We start from the raw sequence: 21,073 nt of genomic DNA, 5'->3' as shown, positions 1-21,073 counted from the left end.
ATTAAAAGACTTAAATCAGTGCTGCGATCTTCTCAGCAACTTCTGATTGGTTGTAAGTCTCTTGCTCACCACCAACCAAGTCTTTGAGTACTACAGTGTTTTCTGCAACTTCGTTTTCGCCCAGAACCAATGCTACTACAGCACCCACTTTATCTGCGCGTTTAAACTGTTTCTTAAAGTTACCACCACCGAAATGGTTCATCACACGAACACCAGGAGCCGCTTCACGAAGCTGTTCTGCCAGCTTCATCCCCGCCATCATAGTGCCTTCACCTGCTGTTACAACATAAACATCAACACTACGACGAACCTCTGTGAGCTCCAGTGTTTCGAGCATCAATACCAGGCGCTCTAGACCCATTGCAAAGCCAACAGCTGGTGTTGATTTACCACCCAGTTGTTCTACAAGACCATCGTAACGACCGCCACCACATACTGTGCCTTGAGCACCTAAGCTCTCAGTGATCCACTCAAATACCGTGCGGTTATAGTAATCCAAACCACGAACTAAACGCTCATTAACTGTGTATTCGATACCTGCTGCGTCTAAAAGTTCACATAGACCTGCGAAGTGTGCTTTAGACTCTTCACCTAAGTACTCAGAAAGGCGAGGTGCATCACCTAAAATAGCTTGAACATCAGGGTTCTTGGTATCCAGAACTCGCAGTGGGTTCGTGTGCATGCGACGCTTACAATCTTCGTCTAGCACATCGATATGCTGCTCAAGGAATGCAACCAGTGCAGTACGGTAGTCTGCGCGATCTTCTTGAGAGCCGATAGAGTTAAGCTCAAGACGAACATGTTCATTGATACCCAGCTCACGCCATAGACGTGCTGTCATCATGATAAGCTCTGCATCAACATCTGGACCATTTAGGCCAAACACCTCAACACCACACTGGTGGAATTGACGGTAACGACCTTTTTGCGGACGCTCATGGCGGAACATCGGCCCCATGTACCACAGACGCTGTTCGTCACGGTTGATCAGGCTGTTTTGAATACATGCACGAACACAACCCGCCGTCCCTTCCGGGCGAAGTGTTAGGCTGTCCCCGTTACGATCATCAAAGGTGTACATTTCTTTTGAAACGACGTCGGTCTCTTCACCAACTGCGCGGCTAAATAGGTTTGTTTCTTCAACGATTGGCATGCGTACTTCGTTGTAGCCGTATGCACTCACGGTATTTTTTACTGCATTTTCAAGTTTCTGCCACAGCGGAGACTGAGTTGGAAGGCAGTCGTTCATGCCTCGGATTGCTTGGATTTTCTTTGCCACAATAATTACCGTCGCTTGGTAGCCCGAGCACGCTGACGTGCTCAAGCTATGAGATTAATCTTCTTGTTTGATATCGATGCGGTTAGCTTGGTCTAATACAGACGCTTTCGCACGGATTTTTACTTCTAGTTGGTTGACTAGATCATCGTTGTCGAAACGCTCTTTCTGACGTTTGCCGTCTTCGTAAAATGCGCTCTTCTTATTACTGCCTGCTAGCCCAAGGTGTGAAACCTCAGCTTCACCTGGACCGTTGACCACACAGCCGATGATAGACACATCCATAGGCGTAATAATATCTTCTAGCCGCTCTTCTAGTGCGTTTACGGTGTTAATCACATCGAATTCCTGACGTGAACAGCTCGGACAAGCAATAAAGTTAATGCCACGAGAGCGAATACGCAGGGATTTAAGAATATCAAAGCCAACTTTGATCTCTTCTACCGGATCGGCAGCCAATGAGATGCGTAGCGTATCACCGATACCTTCAGCCAACAGCATGCCAAGTCCAACAGAGGATTTCACTGCACCAGCGCGAGCACCGCCCGCCTCGGTGATACCAAGGTGTAACGGTTGGTCAATTTGTTTTGCCAATAAACGGTATGAATCCACCGCTAGGAACACATCTGACGCTTTCACACTGACTTTGAATTGGTCAAAGTTAAGACGGTCTAGATGATCCACGTGACGCATTGCCGACTCCACTAATGCCTCTGCCGTTGGCTCTCCGTATTTCATCTGCAGATCTTTTTCCAAAGAACCACCATTGACACCAATACGGATGGGGATGTTTTTGTCACGAGCACAGTCTACGACCGAACGAATACGCTCTTCGTTACCTATGTTGCCAGGGTTAATGCGTAAACAGTCAACGCCGTACTCCGCTACTTTCAATGCAATACGGTAGTCAAAGTGAATATCCGCAACTAACGGCACTGATACTTGTTGTTTTATGAGTTTAAAGGCTTCCGCCGCATCCATGGTAGGAACAGAAACACGTACTATGTCTGCACCCACTTTTTCTAATGCTCGGATTTGTGCGACTGTGGCTTCCACATCAGTCGTGCGAGTGTTTGTCATTGACTGTACGGCAATTGGAGCACCGTCGCCAACGGGCACATCACCCACATAAATGCGCGTCGATTTACGACGAATAATCGGAGATTCGTGTTGCATAATATTTATAACGGTATGGTGAATCTAGCTACTTTGCCTGAAGTATACCCAGAAAGGTCGACAGGTTCACTTGCAAATGTCATTGTAACGCCTTCAGGTGCGCCTAATATCACTTTAAACGGTGCTTTGCCGGCAAGTTCTACGTCTTGCCCCGGCTTACGAGTACCGCTTACTAACGTTTTGCCGTTCACATCTTTGACTTGAATCCAGCAATCCGCCTTGAATTTCATGGTCAGCCGCGTCATGCCCTCTGGCACAACTGGAGCAGCAGGTTCTTCTATCTCTTGCACTGCTTCAACAACTGCATTTGGTTTTTGGATCACTTGCGCAGTCACTTCTTCTTTGGCCTCAGCCATCACTGGCTCAGTCACTTCAGCTTGTGCATTTATTGTGGTATCGGCAGCAGTGACTGCCGCTACTGGTGCTATTTCAGCTGGAGTACTTGCGATGAGCTCATCAGCACTCATTTTATCGATTTCGGCATCGTCAGCCATTTGTTCTGTTTCTGTAGTTTGCTCACTGAACTGAGCAAGACTATTTTCTTGTTGGTTCTGCCACCACCATGCACCCGAAATACCAGTGATCACGATAGCAATAACCCAAGTAAGTAACATGATGCGGCTATTGTGTTTCTCGTCTTTCGTCTTACGCGAGAAGCTCTGCATTTCTGCTTCTTGCGGTTTAGCGCGCACGCCAGACGCCTGCTCTAATGCAGCCAAGACTATCTTTTCATCAAGACCGACAAGCTTGGCATACGAACGCAGGTAACCACGCGTGAACGTTGAAACTAGCTGCTCTTCCAGTCGGTTTTGTTCGATGTCCTCAACTACAGAAACGCGAAGTCTCAGACGATCAGCAACGTGCTTCTGAGTCATGCCTAAAGATTCGCGTTTATTTTTAAGTAACGTGCCTGCCTCTATCTCGAGGGGCACTTCATTCGTATTTTCGTGTTCTGTCATAATGGCGGTATTTAACCTGTTTTGTGGCTAACGCAGTTGTTTATTTTCATTTTCGTTGTAATTAGGCCTCACTTAAAGATAGCTAGCCAGAACGCGTTAACCAAAATAATATTTTAGAAATTCTCAGTAATCAGAGTGAGAATGCTCGTTTTGCTCCGATTTAGCAAAGCGTATTGGAAAAATACTGAGGATAGTCAGTGTCATCGCTGTCTTTCGCATACCATGATAAGCGAATGTTTTATGAAGACAAAAACTCTTTGCTCTCAAATTAACAGATTGAGCAAGCTTTTGTCCAAAAATTGACACAATAACGCAAAACAATTATCGATACGCTGGTCAGTGTCAGGTGATATCTCACCTCCAATAAATGAAAGAGCCAGAGCATGAGGCTCTGGCTATCTCTCTGTTCTTGCAGATTACACCGCTTTTACGTCGATGGTTTCTGCTCCGCGCGCCGCTTTTAAAGCCGCTGTGCGCTTCGTGCGGTCTATAACGTCACCGACTAGCTGGCCGCAAGCCGCATCGATATCATCACCGCGCGTTTTACGAACCGTTACTGTGTGTTCGTATTGCATCAATGTTTTCTGGAAACGGTCAATGCGCGAGTTACTTGGTTTTTTGTAAGGAGAACCTGGGTACGGGTTAAATGGAATCAGGTTGATCTTACATGGCGTATCTTTCATTAGCTCCGCAAGTTCACGAGCATGGTCCATATCATCATTAATATGATCCAGTAAAACATACTCTACAGTGACCTTACCACGGTTGGCATTGGAAGACGCTATATAACGACGAACTGATGCTAGGAAATCTTGGATGTCCCAACGATCGTTGATTGGCATGATCTGACTACGTAGCTCGTCGTTTGGTGCGTGTAGAGAGATTGCTAGGGCAACATCAATTTTACCTGTCATCTGATCCAGACCAGAGACCACACCAGACGTTGAAACGGTAACGCGACGCTTAGAAAGACCAAAACCCAGATCATCTAGCATGATTTCAAGAGCAGGAATAAGGTTCTTCATGTTAAGAAGTGGCTCACCCATTCCCATCATCACTACATTAGTAATTGGACGACGGCCTGTTTCTTTCTGCAAACCGATTTCACGCGCAGCGCGCCATACCTGACCAATGATTTCAGATACTTTTAGGTTGCGGTTGAAGCCTTGTTGAGCCGTTGAACAGAATTTACACTCCAACGCACAACCAACCTGAGAAGATACACACAAGGTAGCGCGGTCATCTTCAGGGATATAAACCGTTTCTACGTCTTGATCACCGACCTTCATCGCCCACTTTATCGTGCCGTCTGAAGAGTGCTGAGCTTCCGCTACGGTTGGCGCTTTTATTTCACACTTGTACTGCAGCTTTTCACGTAACTTCTTGTTGATATTCGTCATATTGTCGAAGTCATCAACACCGAAATGGTAGATCCACTTCATAACCTGATCCGCACGGAACGATTTTTCGCCAAGCTCTTCCGCGAAAAATTGACGCATGCCTTTGCGATCAAAGTCGAGTAGATTGATTTTTTCAGTAGTCATGTTGCCTCTCAATGACTGAAACAAGAATAAGGGCGCGAATTGTACAGCCTTTATGCAGCCACAACAAGGGTTGTAAAGCCCTGAGTTCGCTAAGGCATTAAAATTACACTGATTAAATTTCACCCAATTTTATCACCCGTACTTTCTAAATGTCAGATAATAAAAAGCCCCGAAAAAACTCGAGGCTTAGCGATCAAGCGAGCACAAAATTAACGAGGACAAATCTCTGATTCAGGGAAGAAAAACTCAATTTCACGAGCCGCTGATTCAGGGCTGTCTGAGCCATGCACAGAGTTGTGACGCATACTCAAAGCGTAATCTGCACGTATGGTGCCACATGCTGCTTCTTCTGGGTTAGTTTTGCCCATTAGCTCACGGTAACGCGCGATAGCGTCTTCACCTTCAAGAACCTGAACCATGATTGGGCCAGATGTCATGAACTCTTTCAATGCAGGGAAAAAAGGTTTGCCTTCATGTTCTGCGTAAAAGCCGCTCGCCTGTTCTTCTGTCAGATGAACCATTTTTGCCGCGACAATACGTAGATTCGCTTTTTCGATGCGATGATAAATTTCACCAATCAGATTACGTTCTACAGCGTCAGGCTTAACAATTGAAAACGTTCTTTCTAAAGCCATAAAGTTTCCTCTTTGTAATTGTAATTGTGGTTGCAGTTGTAATAGTCGTTTTTATGCGTGACTCACATCTTTCTCAGTTATACCAGTACAAACGTGAGGCTGCACTGATATAAGTCTTATTTTGCGGCTTGCTCATTCAGGAAACGAGCAAGAGTGCGAACCCCCATCCCCGTTGCGCCAGCAGCCCACTTATCAGAGGCGGACTTGCGGTACGTACCTGCACAGTCAAAATGCAACCAACCTTTGTTGTAATCTTCAACAAAGTAAGACAAGAATGCCGCAGCGGTGCTTGCGCCAGGCGAGTAATCACCAGAACTGATGTTAGATAGGTCTGCAAAGTTTGATGGCAACATACCACGGTGGAAGTCAGCAAGAGGCAGTGGCCACAAGCCCTCTTTCTCTTGGCTTGCCGCTGTCAGTGCCTGATGAGAAAGCTCATCATCAAAGCTCATCAGTGCGTGGTAGTCGTTACCTAACGCATTCTTTGCTGCGCCTGTAAGGGTTGCGCAATCAATGATTAACTCAGGTTTTTGCTCACTTGCGTAGATAAGACCATCAGCAAGGACCAGACGGCCCTCTGCGTCAGTGTTCATGATCTCAACCGTCATACCATTTTTGTAAGTGATAATATCGCCAAGTTTCAGAGCACGGCCAGAAACCATGTTCTCTGCACAGCAAAGGATCAGCTTCACACGTTTGTTCAGGCCACGAAGAATGGCAAGGCCAAGACCACCAGTAATCGTACCTGAGCCGCCCATATCCGCTTTCATTGCCGTCATAAAGTTTGACGCCTTCAAACTGTAACCGCCTGAATCAAATGTGATGCCTTTCCCTACTAAACACGCAAAAACAGGGGCGTTTTCATCACCCGTTGGGTTGTAATCTAGTTGTAGCATTGCCGATGTGCGTTCAGAGCCGCGGCCTACCGCATAAATACCTTCCCAACCCTCTGACAGCAAATCTTTATCTTTAACGATACGAGCCGTTACTGTGCCTTGTGGCGCGATAGATTTGATGAATTCAGCGGCCATGGTCGCTAGCTGTCGCGGTGCGACTTCTTCTGCGGTTTTATTGATGATGTCGCAGGTAAAATTCGTAGAGATAATGCGAGCCTGTAGCTCAGCTTGGTCTTGTTCAGAAAGCCCACTCCACTCTAGGGTGCCGTGTTTTTTCGGATTGCGGTAACCTTGGTGGAATGCCCAAACGCTTTCCAACGCCCAATTATCACCAGCCAGTAAAATTGAACGAATTCCTTGGCCATCGAGTTGACGCGCTGCACGCTGAATTGCACTAAGATCATGACATTCACTTAGGTGAATGGTTGCGCCTCTCTCAGCGAACGAAAGCAGTGCATTATCACCCCAGTGTGGTGCTGCTGGCTCTTGGCTTAGAAATACAGACATCTGTGTAGACATGGTTTCTCCTTGTCTTTTAACGGCGTCGCCTACGCCTATTCTTTTTAATAACTACCGGATGTTAGCATTATGTAGGGTAAAAATGTCAACTTGATAAAAAACGGACCTAATGGTCCGCTTTTTTCAGTGAGAACTGTTAACCCTACGGCGTTTTGCTGCCGAAACAAACGTTAGTCTGCCTCATCCATCCAACATAAGATAACCGCTTCTAGAATCTTTTCATTACTATGGTTTGGCTCGTCGTCAAAACCATCCAATTCCATGATCCATTGATGAAGATCGGTAAAACGTACAGTTTTAGGATCTAAGTCGGGAAACTTGTCACAAAGCTCAATCGCGATATCGCGTGAATCGGTCCATTTCATTTCTCGTCTTCCTTTTTCTTCGCCCATACATTAGGAGGATAGTATTAGTGATCTTCCGACGCGTGGTTTAACGTGTATTTTGGGATCTCAACAACCAAGTCTTCATCTGCAATTCTTGCCTGACAGCCGAGACGAGATTCAGGCTCTAATCCCCATGCTTTATCGAGCATGTCATCTTCCAGCTCTTCACTTTCTTCTAGCGAATCAAAGCCTTCACGAATGATCACATGGCAAGTCGTACATGCGCATGACTTCTCACATGCATGCTCGATACCAATGCCATTTTTTAGCGCCACATCTAGAACGGAGTCACCAGCGTTTGCTTCCAACACCGCACCTTCTGGGCACAAATCTTCGTGTGGTAATACAATAATCTTAGGCATAAATACTTATCTCTTATATATCGTTAACTGACTGACCGGAAAGCGCAGCTCGAATTGATTTATCCATACGGCGCGACGCAAAGTCTTGGCTTGCTTTGTCGGTGTCTTTGATGCCTTGCTCGATAGCATTCGCATCATCGCCACTGCGTAGTTCAATCAGCGCTTCAATTACTTTTAATAGGTTCTGTTTCTCTTGGTCTGATAACAGCTCATCGCCATCAGCTTGCATCGCTGCGATCAAACCCTCAATGACACGATCCGCTTCGACACGCTGTTCGGCCAAGGCTCGAGCCTGCATGTCCTCTTTCGCGAAAGCCATCGAATCGCGCAGCATATTCGCTACTTCATCATCGCTTAGACCGTAAGAAGGTTTGACTTGGATCTCAGCTTGCGCACCCGTGCTCTTTTCCATCGCAGTCACAGACAGTAGGCCATCGGCGTCCACTTGGTAAGTTACGCGAATGTGCGCAGCACCCGCCGCCATCGGAGGGATTCCTTTTAATGAGAAACGCGCTAATGAACGACAGTCATCCACCATTTCACGCTCACCTTGTACGGTGTGCACGCTCATTGCTGTTTGACCATCTTTGAACGTGGTAAATTCTTGTGCTCGAGCGACAGGAATCGTGGTGTTACGTGGAATGATTTTCTCAACCAAGCCACCCATGGTTTCAATACCAAGAGACAATGGAATTACGTCAAGCAGCAACATTTCCGAATCAGGTTTATTACCCGCTAAGATGTCTGCCTGGATACCAGCGCCAATGGCGACGACTTCATCCGGATTAATACTGGTTAGTGGGGTACGACCGAAGAATTCGCCGACCATTTCGCGCACAAGCCTTGTGCGTGTTGAGCCACCGACCATCACCGCTTCAAATACCTCTTCAGTCTCCACGCCAGCATCTTTTAACGCTCGGCGACAAGACATTAGGGTTTTCTTCACTAACGGACGAATCAGATCCTCGAACTGTTCACGAGTCACTGAACCTTTCCAGCCAAATACATCAACGTCAACGCTGTCTTGCTCAGAGAAAGCAATCTTCGTCGCCGTAGCAATGTTCAGTAACACACGGTTTTTCTCAGCAGAAAGCGGCGCTTCTAAGCCTGCCTGCTCCATGAGGTAACCCGCTAATAGGTGGTCAAAATCATCACCACCTAACGCAGAATCGCCACCTGTCGCTAATACTTCAAAAACACCTTTCGACAAGCGTAGAATAGAGATGTCGAATGTACCGCCACCTAAATCGTAAACCGCAATCACACCTTCCTGACCAGAGTCTAATCCGTAAGCAATCGCAGCTGCTGTTGGTTCATTCAGCAAGCGGAGTACATGAAGACCAGCCAATTTCGCCGCATCTTTTGTACCTGCACGTTGAGCGTCGTCAAAATAAGCTGGGACAGTAATAACCACACCAGCTAACTCACCACCTAGCGTCTCCTCTGCACGTTTACCGAGTGCTTTAAGGATGTCTGCTGACACTTCAATCGGGTTCTTGTTACCTTGAGCGGTTTGCAGAATAGGCAGACCGTTGTCGCTTTGGTTAAACTGGTAAGGCAAAGATGGATAGCGAGCTTGAATGTCTTTTAATGAACGACCAATCAAACGTTTTACCGAAATAATGGTGTTTTGTGGTTCTTGCTCCGCTTTCGCTTTTGCCTCGTAACCAACTAACGCCGTCTCTTGTGCGTAGTTTACTACTGAAGGCAATATGCTGCGGCCTTGATCGTCTGTGAGTGTTTTTGCGTCGCCGCTTCGAACAGAGGCAACCAAAGAGTTGGTGGTACCTAAGTCAATACCCGCTGCTAACTTATGCTCATGAGGCGCCGAGCTTTGGCCCGGTTCTGCGATTTGAAGTAGTGCCATGATGGGTCCTTGTCGCGCTAACTAGCTGAGGAGTTTGTCTTCAACCAGTTCAATTTCGTTCTTTAGCTTGGCAATAAATTTGAGCTTGCGAACTCGGTCTGCGGCAGCTGGCCAAAGACCTTGGTCAAGCTCTTGTTCTACACTCGCCAAATGCTGTTTGTACATTTTGCTGACCTTGGCGTCGAAGTCAAAAAGCGCTGATTCAGGATCAGAGCAGTCAGCAATCTCTTCCAGTTCTTCGCGTAACTCCATTTGCTCCATTAGAAACATCGGATCTTGCATGGTTTGTTGCTCACCACGAATTTCTGTTCCGTTTTCTGCCAAAATATATTCAGCACGGGAGATCGGATGTTTAAGAATTTGATACGCGTCGTTGATTTGTGCTGCTTTTTGTACCGCCATAAGACGATCACGTTCAGAAGCTGTAGCAAAGTTATCTGGGTGGAAGCGCTTTTGCAGTTCTCGGAACTGAGAAGAAAGAAGGCTACCATCCAGCTGAAACTGACTTGGTAGCCCAAATAATTCAAAGTGATTCATTAAGATCGGGTCCTAGTAAAACCTTCTGGACTCGATTGCCCAGAAGGACTGTCAATTAGACGTTGAAGCTTTCACCACAACCGCATTCACTTTTCGCATTGGGGTTGTTGAATTCAAAACCTTCGTTCAACCCTTCCTTAACGTAATCCAGCTCAGTACCATCCAGGTAAACTAGGCTTTTCTTGTCAATAATGATTTTCACGTCGGACAGTTCAAAAACTTCGTCTTCTTCGTTTAGATCATCAACAAACTCAAGTACATAAGCCATGCCGGAACAGCCTGTCGTCTTCACTCCAAGACGCAAACCGATGCCTTTACCTCGGTTATCTAGGAATGCTTTTACGCGACTTGCCGCTGATTCTGTCATTGTGATGGCCATACTGCACCTTAGTCTATCTAAATTACGTTTTGGAATGGGAGCGCTTAAAGGCCCCCACTATTATGAGGAACGGTTATTCCTGATGTTTTTTCTTGTAGTCTGCTACGGCAGCTTTGATAGCATCTTCCGCAAGGATTGAGCAGTGCACTTTCACCGGTGGAAGTTCTAGCTCTTCTGCAATCTCAGAGTTTTTGATGGATGCCGCTTCGTCGATAGACTTGCCTTTTACCCACTCAGTTACTAGTGAGCTTGATGCAATTGCACTACCACAACCGTATGTTTTGAACTTCGCATCTTCAATGATGCCTTCTGGCGTCACCTTGATTTGAAGCTTCATTACGTCACCACAAGCTGGAGCACCGACCATACCGCTGCCTACCGATGGATCTTCTTTATCAAACGAACCAACATTACGTGGGTTCTCGTAGTGATCAATTACTTTTTCGCTATATGCCATAATAAATTACCTCGAATCCTCTATTCAGTCCGTGAGATTAATGGTGAGCCCATTCTACCGTGCTCAGATCAACCCCTTCCTTGTACATATCCCATAGAGGAGACATGTCGCGTAGCTTAGTCACTGCAACGCGGATTTGTTCAATTGCGTAATCAATTTCTGCTTCAGTCGTAAAACGACCAAATGAAAAACGTACCGAACTGTGCGCTAGTTCGTCGTCTAAGCCTAGTGCACGAAGCACATAAGATGGCTCTAAACTGGCTGAGGTACAAGCACTACCAGACGAAACGGCTAGGTCTTTCAGTGACATTAGCAGCGATTCACCTTCGACAAACGCGAAACTCACGTTTAGGTTGTGGGGAACGCGCTGTTCTAAGTCGCCATTCACGGTTACAGCTTCTAGGTCTTTCACACCATCCAGAAGACGATTACGAAGCGCGAGTGCGTGCTCGTAATCTTTTTGCATGTCCTCTTTCGCTAGACGGAACGCTTCACCCATACCCACGATTTGGTGAGTCGGCAGTGTGCCCGAGCGGAAACCACGTTCATGCCCGCCACCGTGCATCTGCGCTTCAAGGCGGATACGAGGCTTACGACGCACGTAAAGGGCACCAATACCCTTAGGACCGTATGCTTTGTGGGCAGAAAATGAGATAAGATCCACTTTTAATTCTTGAACGTCGATTGGCAATTTGCCTACTGACTGCGCCGCATCAACGTGGAATACAATCTTACGTGCACGACAAAGCTCGCCGATGCCAGCGATGTCTTGGATAACACCAATTTCGTTGTTTACATGCATGATTGAAACTAGAACCGTATCTTCACGCATTGCTGCTTGGAGCTTGTCTAAGTCAATCAGGCCATTTGATTCAGGCTGTAGGTAAGTGACTTCAAAGCCTTCGCGTTCTAGTTGGCGACATGGATCTAGAACGGCTTTGTGTTCCGTTTTACACGTGATTACGTGTTTACCTTTCTTAGCGTAAAAATGTGCTGCGCCTTTGATAGCAAGGTTGTCAGACTCTGTCGCACCAGATGTAAATACGATTTCGCGAGGATCTGCATTTAAAAGGTCAGCAATTTGCTCACGAGCAGTATCTACCGCTTCTTCTGCCTGCCAGCCGTAACGGTGCGAACGTGAAGCTGGGTTGCCAAATGTGCCATCCATTGTCATGTACTGAACCATTTTTTCAGCAACACGAGGATCGACTGGACATGTAGCGGAATAATCAAGATAAATCGGCAGTTTCATTCTCTACTCCAATGTAAAATGCAGACCGCTAAGAGCGGACGTTTACACCGATGGGCGCGGCGGTTGTATTTTTGTTTGAAAGCCCATGAGCGACCGCCAGATCAATGTCCTGACGATCAGAAATTTCTAAGACTTCATTGTCTGTCATTAGCTCACCGAGCGTAATGTTATTCAAGAAGTCGCTAATACGAGAACTCAGGTCACGCCACAACGTGTGAGTTAAACAACGAATGCCGCCTTGGCAATCACCTTTACCTTGGCATTTGGTTGCGTCTATTGACTCATCAACCGCGGCAATCACAGTGCCAATAGCAATACTGTGCGCATCTGCGCCGAGTCGGTAACCACCACCAGGACCACGAACGCTGGCTACTAGGCCTGCTTTACGCAATTTTGAGAAAAGCTGCTCTAAATAAGACAGCGAAATACCCTGACGCTCTGAAATATCAGCAAGAGGGACTGGGTTTTGTTGCGAGTGCAGTGCCACATCCAGCATGGCTGTCACTGCATATCGTCCTTTAGATGTAAGTTTCATTCCACACCGTATCCACATGGTTTGTAATGATTAGAATTTTTTCATACCCGACTAAAATGGTCAAGTATTTATTTGACTGTTTTAGTCAGGTATTCATCCACACATCTAAAGCGGTTATTATTCAGCGCTTCTTTTCTATTGCCGAAAGCACACCACGCAAAATATTCAACTCTTGAGTTTCTGGTCGTGCACGGGAATATAAGCGACGTAGTTTGTTCATCACCTGGCCCGGCTGTTCTTTGTTGATAAATTGGGTGTCAACCAGTACCTTTTCAAGGTGCTCAAAGAACATTTCGAGTTCTTTATGGCGCGGGTATTCTTCAACAGCATTTGGCGCGTATTGACTTTGCTCTAGATTAAGGTGCGCGACACGAACTTCATAGCTCAATGTTTGCACAGCCATGGCTAGATTAAGTGAACTGTATTCAGGGTTTGCCGGTATGCAAACGTGGTAATGACACTTCTGCAATTCGTCGTTGGTTAAGCCCGTTCTTTCACGGCCAAAGACTAATGCAACGGGGTGTTTTTGGCCTTCCACGGCAAACTTCTCACCACATTCACGTGGCTCGAGCATTGGCCATTCGAGTGTACGTGAACGTGCACTGGATCCGACAACAAGACCACAATCTGCGATGGCCTCCTCAAGCGTGCTTACGACGGTTGCGTTTTGAGCAATATCGCCCGCACCAGCAGCAAGAGCAAGGGTTTGGTCATCAACTTCACACTGCGGCTCAACCAATACAAGTTGGCTTAGACCCATGACTTTCATCGCTCTTGCAGCCGAGCCAATGTTGCCTGAATGAGAAGTTCCGACGAGTACGATTTTTACTTGATCCAACATCTGTGTTTGCTACCTGAATGAAAACCGCGAGATATTATCATAACTTTCTAACACACCCTAGAGCGAAGCAGATTTCTATTTGTATTCTCATCACTTGTCTGCCTATTTATGCATAAAACTATCGCCAAGCCTCACTAACGCGCAAAAAATAACCACTTCCTTTTTCCATTGACTCTGGTATACTCGCCGCCGCTTTAAATTGTTCTTTAACATCCGTTGGGAAACTCGTATGCATCCAATGCTAAACATTGCTATTCGCGCTGCGCGAAAGGCAGGCAATCACATTGCTAAATCAGCAGAAAACAAAGATAAAGTTGAATCTACGCTAAAAGGCACGAATAACTTTACGACTAACGTAGACAAAGAAGCTGAATCTATCATCATCGATACTATCAAGCAGTCTTACCCGGATCACTGTATCGTTGCTGAGGAAGCTGGTCTTATCGAAGGTAGAGATAAAGACGTACAATGGATCATCGACCCACTGGATGGCACGAATAATTTCGTAAAAGGCTACCCGCACTTCGCAGTATCTATCGCAGTACGCTTCAAAGGCAAAACTGAAGTGGCTTGTGTCTATGATCCATTGCAAAATGATCTATTCACAGCACAACGTGGTGCTGGCGCTCAGCTCAACAACGCACGTATCCGTGTGAGTCAACTGAAAGACCTACATGGTACTGTTCTAGCGACTGGTTTCCCATTCAAACAGAAGCAACATTCTGAATCTTACATCAAGATCATCGGTGCTCTTTTCACTGAATGTGCTGACTTCCGTCGTACAGGCTGCCCAGCTCTTGACCTATGTTACGTGGCTGCTGGCCGTGTAGATGGTTACTTAGAACTAGGCCTAAAACCTTGGGAAATGGCTGCAAGTGAGCTTATTGCACGTGAAGCAGGCGCAATCCTAACTGACTTTGCTGGCGGTACTGAATACATGAAGTCTGGTAATATCGTTGCTTCTAGCAATCGTGGTGTGAAATCTATCCTTAAGCACATTCGCGAAAACGGCAATGAGGCGATGCAAAAGTAAGACGTCCAAGTCATACTTGCCCCTTTTGAATAGCCCTGCTTACTGAGCGGGGCTTTTTTGTGTCTAAAATTCCTCACCGGGCGACTTTTGAGGTTGGTCAGTAGCAAGGTTGATTGGGTCTCAAGATTGGTCTGGCATAAAAAAACCGCTGACTGCTCAGCGGTTTTTGTTTTCGATTCTCAACATGCCTTATGGCATCTCGTCGAACTCTGCGCCTTCTTTTTCTACTTGAGGTGGCATCAAGTGCTCTTTCTGGATACCCAGTTTGAGAGCAAGAGCTGATGCTACATAGATAGAAGAGTAAGTACCTACAGTGATACCCAGTAAAAGGGCAGTTGCAAAACCGTGAATCATCGCCCCACCCTGCATGAACAGAGCAATAACTACGAACAAGGTTGTACCGGATGTAATCAAAGTACGACTCAATGTTTGAGTAATTGAAGCATCCATAATGTCTGAAGGCTCACCCTTACGCATCTTACGGAAGTTTTCACGAATCCGGTCGAATACAACGATGGTATCATTAAGCGAGTAACCGACGACCGTGAGCAGCGCTGCGACGATAGTGAGGTCGACTTCAATTTGTAAAAATGAGAAGACCCCCAACGTAATGATGATATCGTGTGCTAGCGCAAGAACCGCACCTGCTGCCAAACGCCATTCAAATCGCATCGATACGTAAAGCAGGATACAGATTAGCGATGCAAGAATCGCCAGACCACCCGCTTCCGTTAATTCATCCCCCACATTTGGACCGACAAATTCGATACGGCGCATTTCTACGCTTTCACCCGTACCTTCTTTAATCGCACCGATGATTTGGTTACCCAGCGTTTCGCCAGACATATCATCGCGTGGACGAAGGCGAACCATCACTTCACGAGCACTTCCGAAGTTTTGTACGGTCGCATCACCGAAACCTTTTGAATCTAACGCCGCACGAATATTCTCAAGGTTTGCTGGTTGTTCAAAACCAACCTCGATAAGTGTGCCACCAGTAAAGTCTAGGCCCCAGTTCAACCACTTGGTTGATAATGTGAAGATAGAAGCAGCGATCATGAAGATAGAGAACGCGAACGCGACTTTCGACCAACGCATAAAGCCGATCGTTTTTTCTGCTTTTAGAATCTGAAACATATTAATTCCCAGCCTTAGATCGACAATTTATCAACGCGTTTGCCACCGTAAACCAGGTTCACGATACAACGTGTACCAATGATGGCGGTGAACATTGAAGTTAAGATACCAATAGATAGTGTTACTGCGAAGCCTTTCACCGCGCCTGTGCCCACTGCAAATAGAATAATGGCAGTGATCAGCGTTGTGATGTTGGCATCGGCAATGGTACTAAACGCGTTCGCGTATCCCTGATGAATCGCCTGTTGCGGACTGCGTCCATCTCGTAGTTCTTCACGGATACGCTCGAATATCAACACGTTCGCATCGACCGCCATACCGACCGTCAGCACGATACCTGCAATACCAGGCAGCGTCATGGTTGCCCCTGGAATCATCGACATCACGCCAATGATAAGCACTAGGTTCGCCATCAGTGCAATATTGGCAATCAAACCAAAACCGCGGTAGTAGAGCAGCGTAAATAGCATTACGGCTACCATGCCCCAGATACATGCTTGGATACCCATATCGATATTTTGCTGACCCATTGATGGACCAATGGTACGCTCCTCAACGATAGAGATAGGCGCGATTAGTGCACCTGCACGAAGTAAAAGAGCTAGGTTGTGCGCTTCTGCAGCAGAGTCGATACCTGTGATACGGAAGTTACGACCAAGAGCTGATTGAATCGTTGCTTGGTTGATGACTTCTTCATGCTTATCAAGGATAACTTTACCTTCAGGCGTGCGGCGGCCACTGTCTTTGTACTCTGCAAATACCGTCGCCATCAGCTTACCGATGTTCTTTTTAGAGAACGCCGACATCTTGTTACCACCTTCGCTATCTAACGAGATGTTAACTTGTGGACGACCGTATTCATCAGCACTTGAACTGGCGTCCGTGATGCTTTGACCACCAAGGATAACGCGTTTCTTAAGCACAACTGGACGACCATCACGATCCATCTTGACTTCGCTGCCTGCTGGCGCACGGCCACTTGCCGCTGCTGATAGGTCAGCTTTATCGTCGACTTCACGGAACTCTAGTGTGGCTGTTGCTCCTAGAATTTCCTTGGCACGGGCAGTGTCTTGAACGCCCGGTAGTTCAACGACAATACGGCTAGCGCCTTGACGTTGTACTAAAGGTTCAGCAACACCCAGTTCGTTAACACGGTTTCGAAGAATCGTGATGTTTTGTTCAACAGCGTAGTTGCGTATCTCTTGCAAACGCTGTTCAGTAAAGGTAGCAATTAAGGCGTAACGGCCATTAGAATCAGCATCGACAAACTTCATGTCTGGGTGATTCTTTACTAGCGTAGTTTTTGCTTCCGCTAATTGCTCCTCGTTACGTAACAAGACTTCGACACCCTCTGTACCAGAAGGGCGGATTGCACGGTAACGAATCTTAGCTTCGCGAAGTTCACTGCGGAAAGCTTCTTCTTGCTGACCAACTAACTTCTCCATCGCCGCGTCCATATCGACTTCCATTAGGAAGTGAACACCACCGCGCAGGTCAAGACCGAGCTTAAGTGGTGACGCACCAACGGCTTCGAGCCAATCTGGTGTCGATGGAGCAAGATTGAGTGCAACAATTTTATCTTTGCCAAGCGCTTCGCTGATAATATCGCGTGCACTGATTTGGGTGTCCGTGTCATTGAAACGAACAAGAATCGATCCATTCTCGAGAGCAATGGACTTATGAGAAAGCTGCTCTTTATCAAGAGCTTTGGTGACAGAATCCAGCGTTGACATATCGACAGAGGCGCCGCGCGCCCCTGTAATTTGAATAGCCGGATCTTCACCGTAGATATTTGGAAGTGCGTACAATGCAGCGGTGATGACGGCAAAAAACACCATCAAATACTTCCATAATGGATAACGGTTTAGCACAGCGAGGATCCTTTAGCTGTTTATAGAGACTTCAGCGTACCTTTTGGTAGCACTGCAGTTACAAAGTCTTTCTTGATGACAACTTCATTGTTTACATTTAGCTCAATTGAAATGAAATCATTGTCTTCAGCAATCTTGGTGATTTTACCCACTAGACCGCCGCTTGTTAGTACTTCATCCCCTTTACCCATAGAAGACATTAGGTTCTTGTGTTCTTTAACACGCTTAGATTGTGGACGGTAAATCATGAAGTAAAAAATCACCGCGAACATGCCTAGCATGATCAGCATTTCAAAACCGCCGCCAGCTGGAGCACCTTCTGCCGCTGCGTGAGCTTGAGAAATAAACATTAATAAATCCTCATTATATTTTATTGATAATCCAACAAGTTGGGCTTTCGTAAATTAGATTCAAGTTTGAGGTTAGGTAATAGGGACCGCCTTCTCAAAAATAACGCACGTTAGCCTACTCTATTAGCAAAAGCCTCTGGCAACATGCCAAAGGCCTTAATTCTTTTAATCTGTCAGTGATTGTTCTTTTGCTAGTGGTGGAACTTCACGACCACGACGCTCATAGAACTCAGTCACAAATTCATCGAAACGGTCTTCATCAATCGCCTTACGAATGCTTTCCATCAGACGCTGGTAGTAGCGTAGGTTGTGGATAGTGTTCAGACGAGCACCTAGGATTTCGTTACAACGCTCTAGATGGTGAAGGTACGCCTTGCTGTAGTTCTGACAAGTGTAACAGTCACAGTGTGGATCAAGCGGAGTTGTATCCGTTTTATGTTTCGCATTACGGATCTTGATCACACCACCAGTCACAAATAGGTGGCCGTTACGTGCATTACGCGTCGGCATGACGCAGTCAAACATGTCAATACCACGACGAACCCCTTCAACCAAGTCTTCTGGTTTGCCTACGCCCATTAGGTAACGAGGCTTATCTTCAGGCAGCTGTGGACAAGTGTGCTCAAGGATACGATGCATGTCTTCTTTTGGCTCGCCAACGGCTAGGCCGCCGACAGCGTAGCCATCAAAACCGATTTCAGTGAGGCCTTTAACCGATACATCACGTAGATCTTCGTAAACACCACCCTGAACGATACCAAATAGGTTGTTCGGGTTTTCAAGCTTATCGAAGTGGTCACGTGAGCGTTGTGCCCAACGCAGTGACATTTCCATCGATTTTTTCGCTTCTTTGTGTGTCGCAGGGTATGGCGTACATTCATCGAAGATCATCACGATATCAGACCCTAGATCTTTTTGTATTTCCATTGACTTTTCAGCGTCCATGAAAATCTTGTCGCCGTTTACAGGGCTACGGAAGTGAACACCTTTCTCAGTGATCTTACGCATTTTACCTAGGCTGAATACTTGGAAACCGCCTGAATCAGTAAGAATAGGACCGTGCCAGTTCATGAAATCGTGCAGGTCACCGTGCATTTTCATCACTTCTTGACCAGGACGTAACCATAGGTGGAAAGTGTTACCGAGCAGAATTTCTGCCCCCGTGCCTTTTACTTCTTCCGGAGTCATACCTTTAACCGTACCGTAAGTACCGACAGGCATGAACGCTGGAGTTTGAACAGTGCCACGTTCGAAGGTCAATTGACCACGACGCGCGTTGCCGTTTTTCTTTTTAAGATCGAATGTTAATTTCACGATGCCTCCAAGTGTCAGAGAAACAATCTGACCATGTATATTGGGGTCTCCCCCACTTTAAGGAGCGGTCGCTTTCCGTGCGAGAGACAAAGCTGAAATTCTGCTCTGTTTCCTAGCTTACTGCTAGCACTCGTAACTTGTTACCCTCTGCTCGCCTCTCTCCTAAAAAGGGCAATGGCCAGTACTTTGCGCCCTATTACCACTTATGCGAATCGAGGGGAAACGGGAATTTTATATCGTTTTCTTCTTAATGAACATTGAATCACCGTACGAGAAAAAACGGTATTGGTTTTCCACCGCGTGCTGATAAGCATTCATGGTGTTCTCGTAACCAGCAAACGCACTGACCAACATGATCAAGGTCGATTCTGGTAAGTGGAAGTTGGTGATCAAGCAATCCACCAGCTGGTACTCGTAACCAGGATAGATAAAAATTTCCGTATCACCAAAGAATGGTACCAGCTCTGTGCCTTTCTTCAACGCGTCTTGCGCTGCACTCTCAAGTGAACGCACTGAGGTTGTACCGACTGCAACGATTCGGCCACCACGCGCTTTCGTTGCATTAATCGCGTCCACTACCTCTTGCGGTACTTCAACGTACTCTGCGTGCATGTGATGATCATTGATATCATCCACTTTTACTGGCTGGAACGTACCTGCGCCAACATGCAGTGTCACGTAAGCAAACTCGGCGCCTTTCGCCTTGATCTTTTCAAGTAGAATATCATCAAAATGAAGGCCAGCCGTCGGCGCAGCAACCGCACCAGGCTTTTGATTGTAAACGGTTTGATAACGCTCTTTATCTGAGTCATCATCTGGACGGTCAATGTAAGGAGGAAGTGGCATGTGACCAATTTCTTCCAAAATCTCCAAAACCGTCTTATCGGCGTTAAACTTCAGTTCAAATAATGCATCATGACGAGCCACCATTTGCGCTGTATACTCGTCATTTTCACCAACTAGGATCGTTGTCCCAGGCTTTGGTGACTTTGAACAACGAACGTGTGCCAGAATGCTTTTCTCGTCAAGCATACGCTCCACGAGCACCTCTAACTTACCACCTGACTCTTTACGACCAAACATACGCGCAGGAATGACGCGAGTATTGTTGAAAACCACCAGATCACCGGCTTGGATTTGATCCAACACATCGGTAAATGTGCCGTCAACGAGTTCACCTGTGTTGCCGTCCATCTGCAGCAGTCGACTAGCGGTACGCTCTGGCTGAGGGTAACGAGCGATGAGTTCATCTGGAAGATCGAAATGGAAATCTGATACTTGCATATTACTTGTCTTATCTATTGGTCAAATCACGTCTAGGGCGACGATAAAATTGCGACGAGTTTTTCGCAGCAAACTAGTATATGTTTACATGCTGCAATAGCAAGCAAATCCCCTCAGATTGACGGTAAAAGCTTTGAGTCAAAGGGCAATGAAACATGAAAGGCGTAGAATATACTCAAATCACGTTCAGTAATGAATAAAAATGGGCAGTGACAATAAGGGCAAATCGACAACAAAGACAAATTGGTAACAAAGAAAACCAAGGTCAGTTTTTAGTCATCATCGTCACGACCATGCTTTGCAAGTACGATCAGTCACGTGCCTGTGCGGCAGGAGAAATTAGCGCTGGTTGAGGCCTGCACTCGTGCGATCGAGGCTGGTGAGCGCGCAACAACGGCCAATCACAATAAATAAGTGCTCTGAACTAGCAAAAAAAGAGCGGCTTAATCGCCGCTCAAAGATT

The 21,073-nt window shown here is 46.4% G+C and carries 21 protein-coding genes; 1 reads left to right on the top strand and 20 read right to left on the bottom strand.

Features of this window, described 5'->3' with window-relative positions:
- Positions 1-10: 10 nt before the first annotated feature.
- The 15 genes from hisS to trmJ form a co-directional block, all read right to left on the bottom strand.
- Complete coding sequence (gene hisS / locus AND4_RS11505) at positions 11-1,279, bottom strand: histidine--tRNA ligase (RefSeq protein ID WP_009843138.1); 1,269 nt, start codon at positions 1,277-1,279, stop codon at positions 11-13.
- Between the two features lie 54 nt (positions 1,280-1,333).
- Positions 1,334-2,452: a flavodoxin-dependent (E)-4-hydroxy-3-methylbut-2-enyl-diphosphate synthase gene (ispG, locus tag AND4_RS11500; RefSeq protein WP_009843137.1), complete on the bottom strand. Its 1,119-nt coding sequence runs from the start codon at positions 2,450-2,452 to the stop codon at positions 1,334-1,336.
- Between the two features lie 5 nt (positions 2,453-2,457).
- Entirely contained in the window at positions 2,458-3,411 is a 954-nt protein-coding gene (rodZ, locus tag AND4_RS11495; protein ID WP_009843136.1) for a cytoskeleton protein RodZ, read from the bottom strand.
- Positions 3,412-3,827: 416 nt separating this feature from the next.
- The gene (locus AND4_RS11490) at positions 3,828-4,955 is read right to left on the bottom strand and encodes a bifunctional tRNA (adenosine(37)-C2)-methyltransferase TrmG/ribosomal RNA large subunit methyltransferase RlmN (protein ID WP_009843135.1); all 1,128 of its coding nucleotides are present in this window, start codon (positions 4,953-4,955) and stop codon (positions 3,828-3,830) included.
- Positions 4,956-5,164: 209 nt separating this feature from the next.
- Positions 5,165-5,590, bottom strand: coding sequence for a nucleoside-diphosphate kinase (ndk, locus tag AND4_RS11485; RefSeq protein WP_009843134.1), 426 nt, complete (start codon positions 5,588-5,590; stop codon positions 5,165-5,167).
- A gap of 116 nt (positions 5,591-5,706) precedes the next feature.
- A complete protein-coding gene (pepB, locus tag AND4_RS11480; RefSeq protein ID WP_009843133.1) occupies positions 5,707-7,005 on the bottom strand; it encodes an aminopeptidase PepB in 1,299 nt (432 codons plus the stop codon).
- A gap of 170 nt (positions 7,006-7,175) precedes the next feature.
- Entirely contained in the window at positions 7,176-7,370 is a 195-nt protein-coding gene (iscX, locus tag AND4_RS11475) for a Fe-S cluster assembly protein IscX (protein ID WP_009843132.1), read from the bottom strand.
- 44 nt (positions 7,371-7,414) lie between these two features.
- A complete protein-coding gene (gene fdx, locus AND4_RS11470; protein ID WP_009843131.1) occupies positions 7,415-7,753 on the bottom strand; it encodes an ISC system 2Fe-2S type ferredoxin in 339 nt (112 codons plus the stop codon).
- Between the two features lie 13 nt (positions 7,754-7,766).
- A complete protein-coding gene (hscA, locus tag AND4_RS11465; protein ID WP_009843130.1) occupies positions 7,767-9,620 on the bottom strand; it encodes a Fe-S protein assembly chaperone HscA in 1,854 nt (617 codons plus the stop codon).
- 21 nt (positions 9,621-9,641) lie between these two features.
- Positions 9,642-10,157 carry a co-chaperone HscB gene (hscB, locus tag AND4_RS11460; RefSeq protein ID WP_009843129.1) on the bottom strand — a complete coding sequence of 172 codons (516 nt, stop codon included), beginning with the start codon at positions 10,155-10,157 and terminating at the stop codon, positions 9,642-9,644.
- Between the two features lie 55 nt (positions 10,158-10,212).
- Entirely contained in the window at positions 10,213-10,536 is a 324-nt protein-coding gene (gene iscA / locus AND4_RS11455; RefSeq protein WP_005424893.1) for an iron-sulfur cluster assembly protein IscA, read from the bottom strand.
- 73 nt (positions 10,537-10,609) lie between these two features.
- Positions 10,610-10,993 (bottom strand): Fe-S cluster assembly scaffold IscU, encoded by a 384-nt coding sequence (gene iscU, locus AND4_RS11450; protein WP_005424883.1) that lies wholly within the window; start codon positions 10,991-10,993, stop codon positions 10,610-10,612.
- Between the two features lie 37 nt (positions 10,994-11,030).
- Positions 11,031-12,245 (bottom strand): IscS subfamily cysteine desulfurase, encoded by a 1,215-nt coding sequence (locus tag AND4_RS11445; protein ID WP_009843128.1) that lies wholly within the window; start codon positions 12,243-12,245, stop codon positions 11,031-11,033.
- Between the two features lie 28 nt (positions 12,246-12,273).
- Positions 12,274-12,780: a Fe-S cluster assembly transcriptional regulator IscR gene (gene iscR / locus AND4_RS11440; RefSeq protein WP_009843127.1), complete on the bottom strand. Its 507-nt coding sequence runs from the start codon at positions 12,778-12,780 to the stop codon at positions 12,274-12,276.
- A gap of 121 nt (positions 12,781-12,901) precedes the next feature.
- Positions 12,902-13,621, bottom strand: coding sequence for a tRNA (cytosine(32)/uridine(32)-2'-O)-methyltransferase TrmJ (gene trmJ, locus AND4_RS11435; protein ID WP_009843126.1), 720 nt, complete (start codon positions 13,619-13,621; stop codon positions 12,902-12,904).
- Positions 13,622-13,850: 229 nt separating this feature from the next.
- Here trmJ and suhB point away from each other — a divergent pair, with 229 nt between their 5' ends.
- Positions 13,851-14,654, top strand: a complete 804-nt coding sequence (suhB, locus tag AND4_RS11430) for an inositol-1-monophosphatase (protein WP_009843125.1) — start codon at positions 13,851-13,853, stop codon at positions 14,652-14,654.
- A 189-nt stretch (positions 14,655-14,843) separates the two neighbouring features.
- Here suhB and secF read toward each other — a convergent pair whose 3' ends face one another.
- The 5 genes from secF to queA all read right to left on the bottom strand — a co-directional run bounded on the left by secF (position 14,844) and on the right by queA (position 20,610).
- Positions 14,844-15,791 carry a protein translocase subunit SecF gene (gene secF / locus AND4_RS11425; RefSeq protein WP_009843124.1) on the bottom strand — a complete coding sequence of 316 codons (948 nt, stop codon included), beginning with the start codon at positions 15,789-15,791 and terminating at the stop codon, positions 14,844-14,846.
- 14 nt (positions 15,792-15,805) lie between these two features.
- Positions 15,806-17,662 carry a protein translocase subunit SecD gene (secD, locus tag AND4_RS11420; RefSeq protein ID WP_009843123.1) on the bottom strand — a complete coding sequence of 619 codons (1,857 nt, stop codon included), beginning with the start codon at positions 17,660-17,662 and terminating at the stop codon, positions 15,806-15,808.
- 20 nt (positions 17,663-17,682) lie between these two features.
- On the bottom strand, positions 17,683-18,012 hold the full coding sequence (gene yajC / locus AND4_RS11415; protein ID WP_009843122.1) for a preprotein translocase subunit YajC: 330 nt from the start codon (positions 18,010-18,012) through the stop codon (positions 17,683-17,685).
- Between the two features lie 165 nt (positions 18,013-18,177).
- Positions 18,178-19,326, bottom strand: a complete 1,149-nt coding sequence (tgt, locus tag AND4_RS11410; protein WP_009843121.1) for a tRNA guanosine(34) transglycosylase Tgt — start codon at positions 19,324-19,326, stop codon at positions 18,178-18,180.
- A gap of 231 nt (positions 19,327-19,557) precedes the next feature.
- Complete coding sequence (queA, locus tag AND4_RS11405; RefSeq protein WP_009843120.1) at positions 19,558-20,610, bottom strand: tRNA preQ1(34) S-adenosylmethionine ribosyltransferase-isomerase QueA; 1,053 nt, start codon at positions 20,608-20,610, stop codon at positions 19,558-19,560.
- Between the last annotated feature and the right edge of the window lie 463 nt (positions 20,611-21,073).

Origin of the sequence: Vibrio sp. AND4 (assembly GCF_000171815.1) — a bacterium.
In the GTDB taxonomy this organism is placed as follows: Bacteria; Pseudomonadota; Gammaproteobacteria; order Enterobacterales; family Vibrionaceae; genus Vibrio.
Note: the sequence above shows the minus strand (reverse complement) of the source record. Positions and strands in the feature narration are given on the sequence as shown.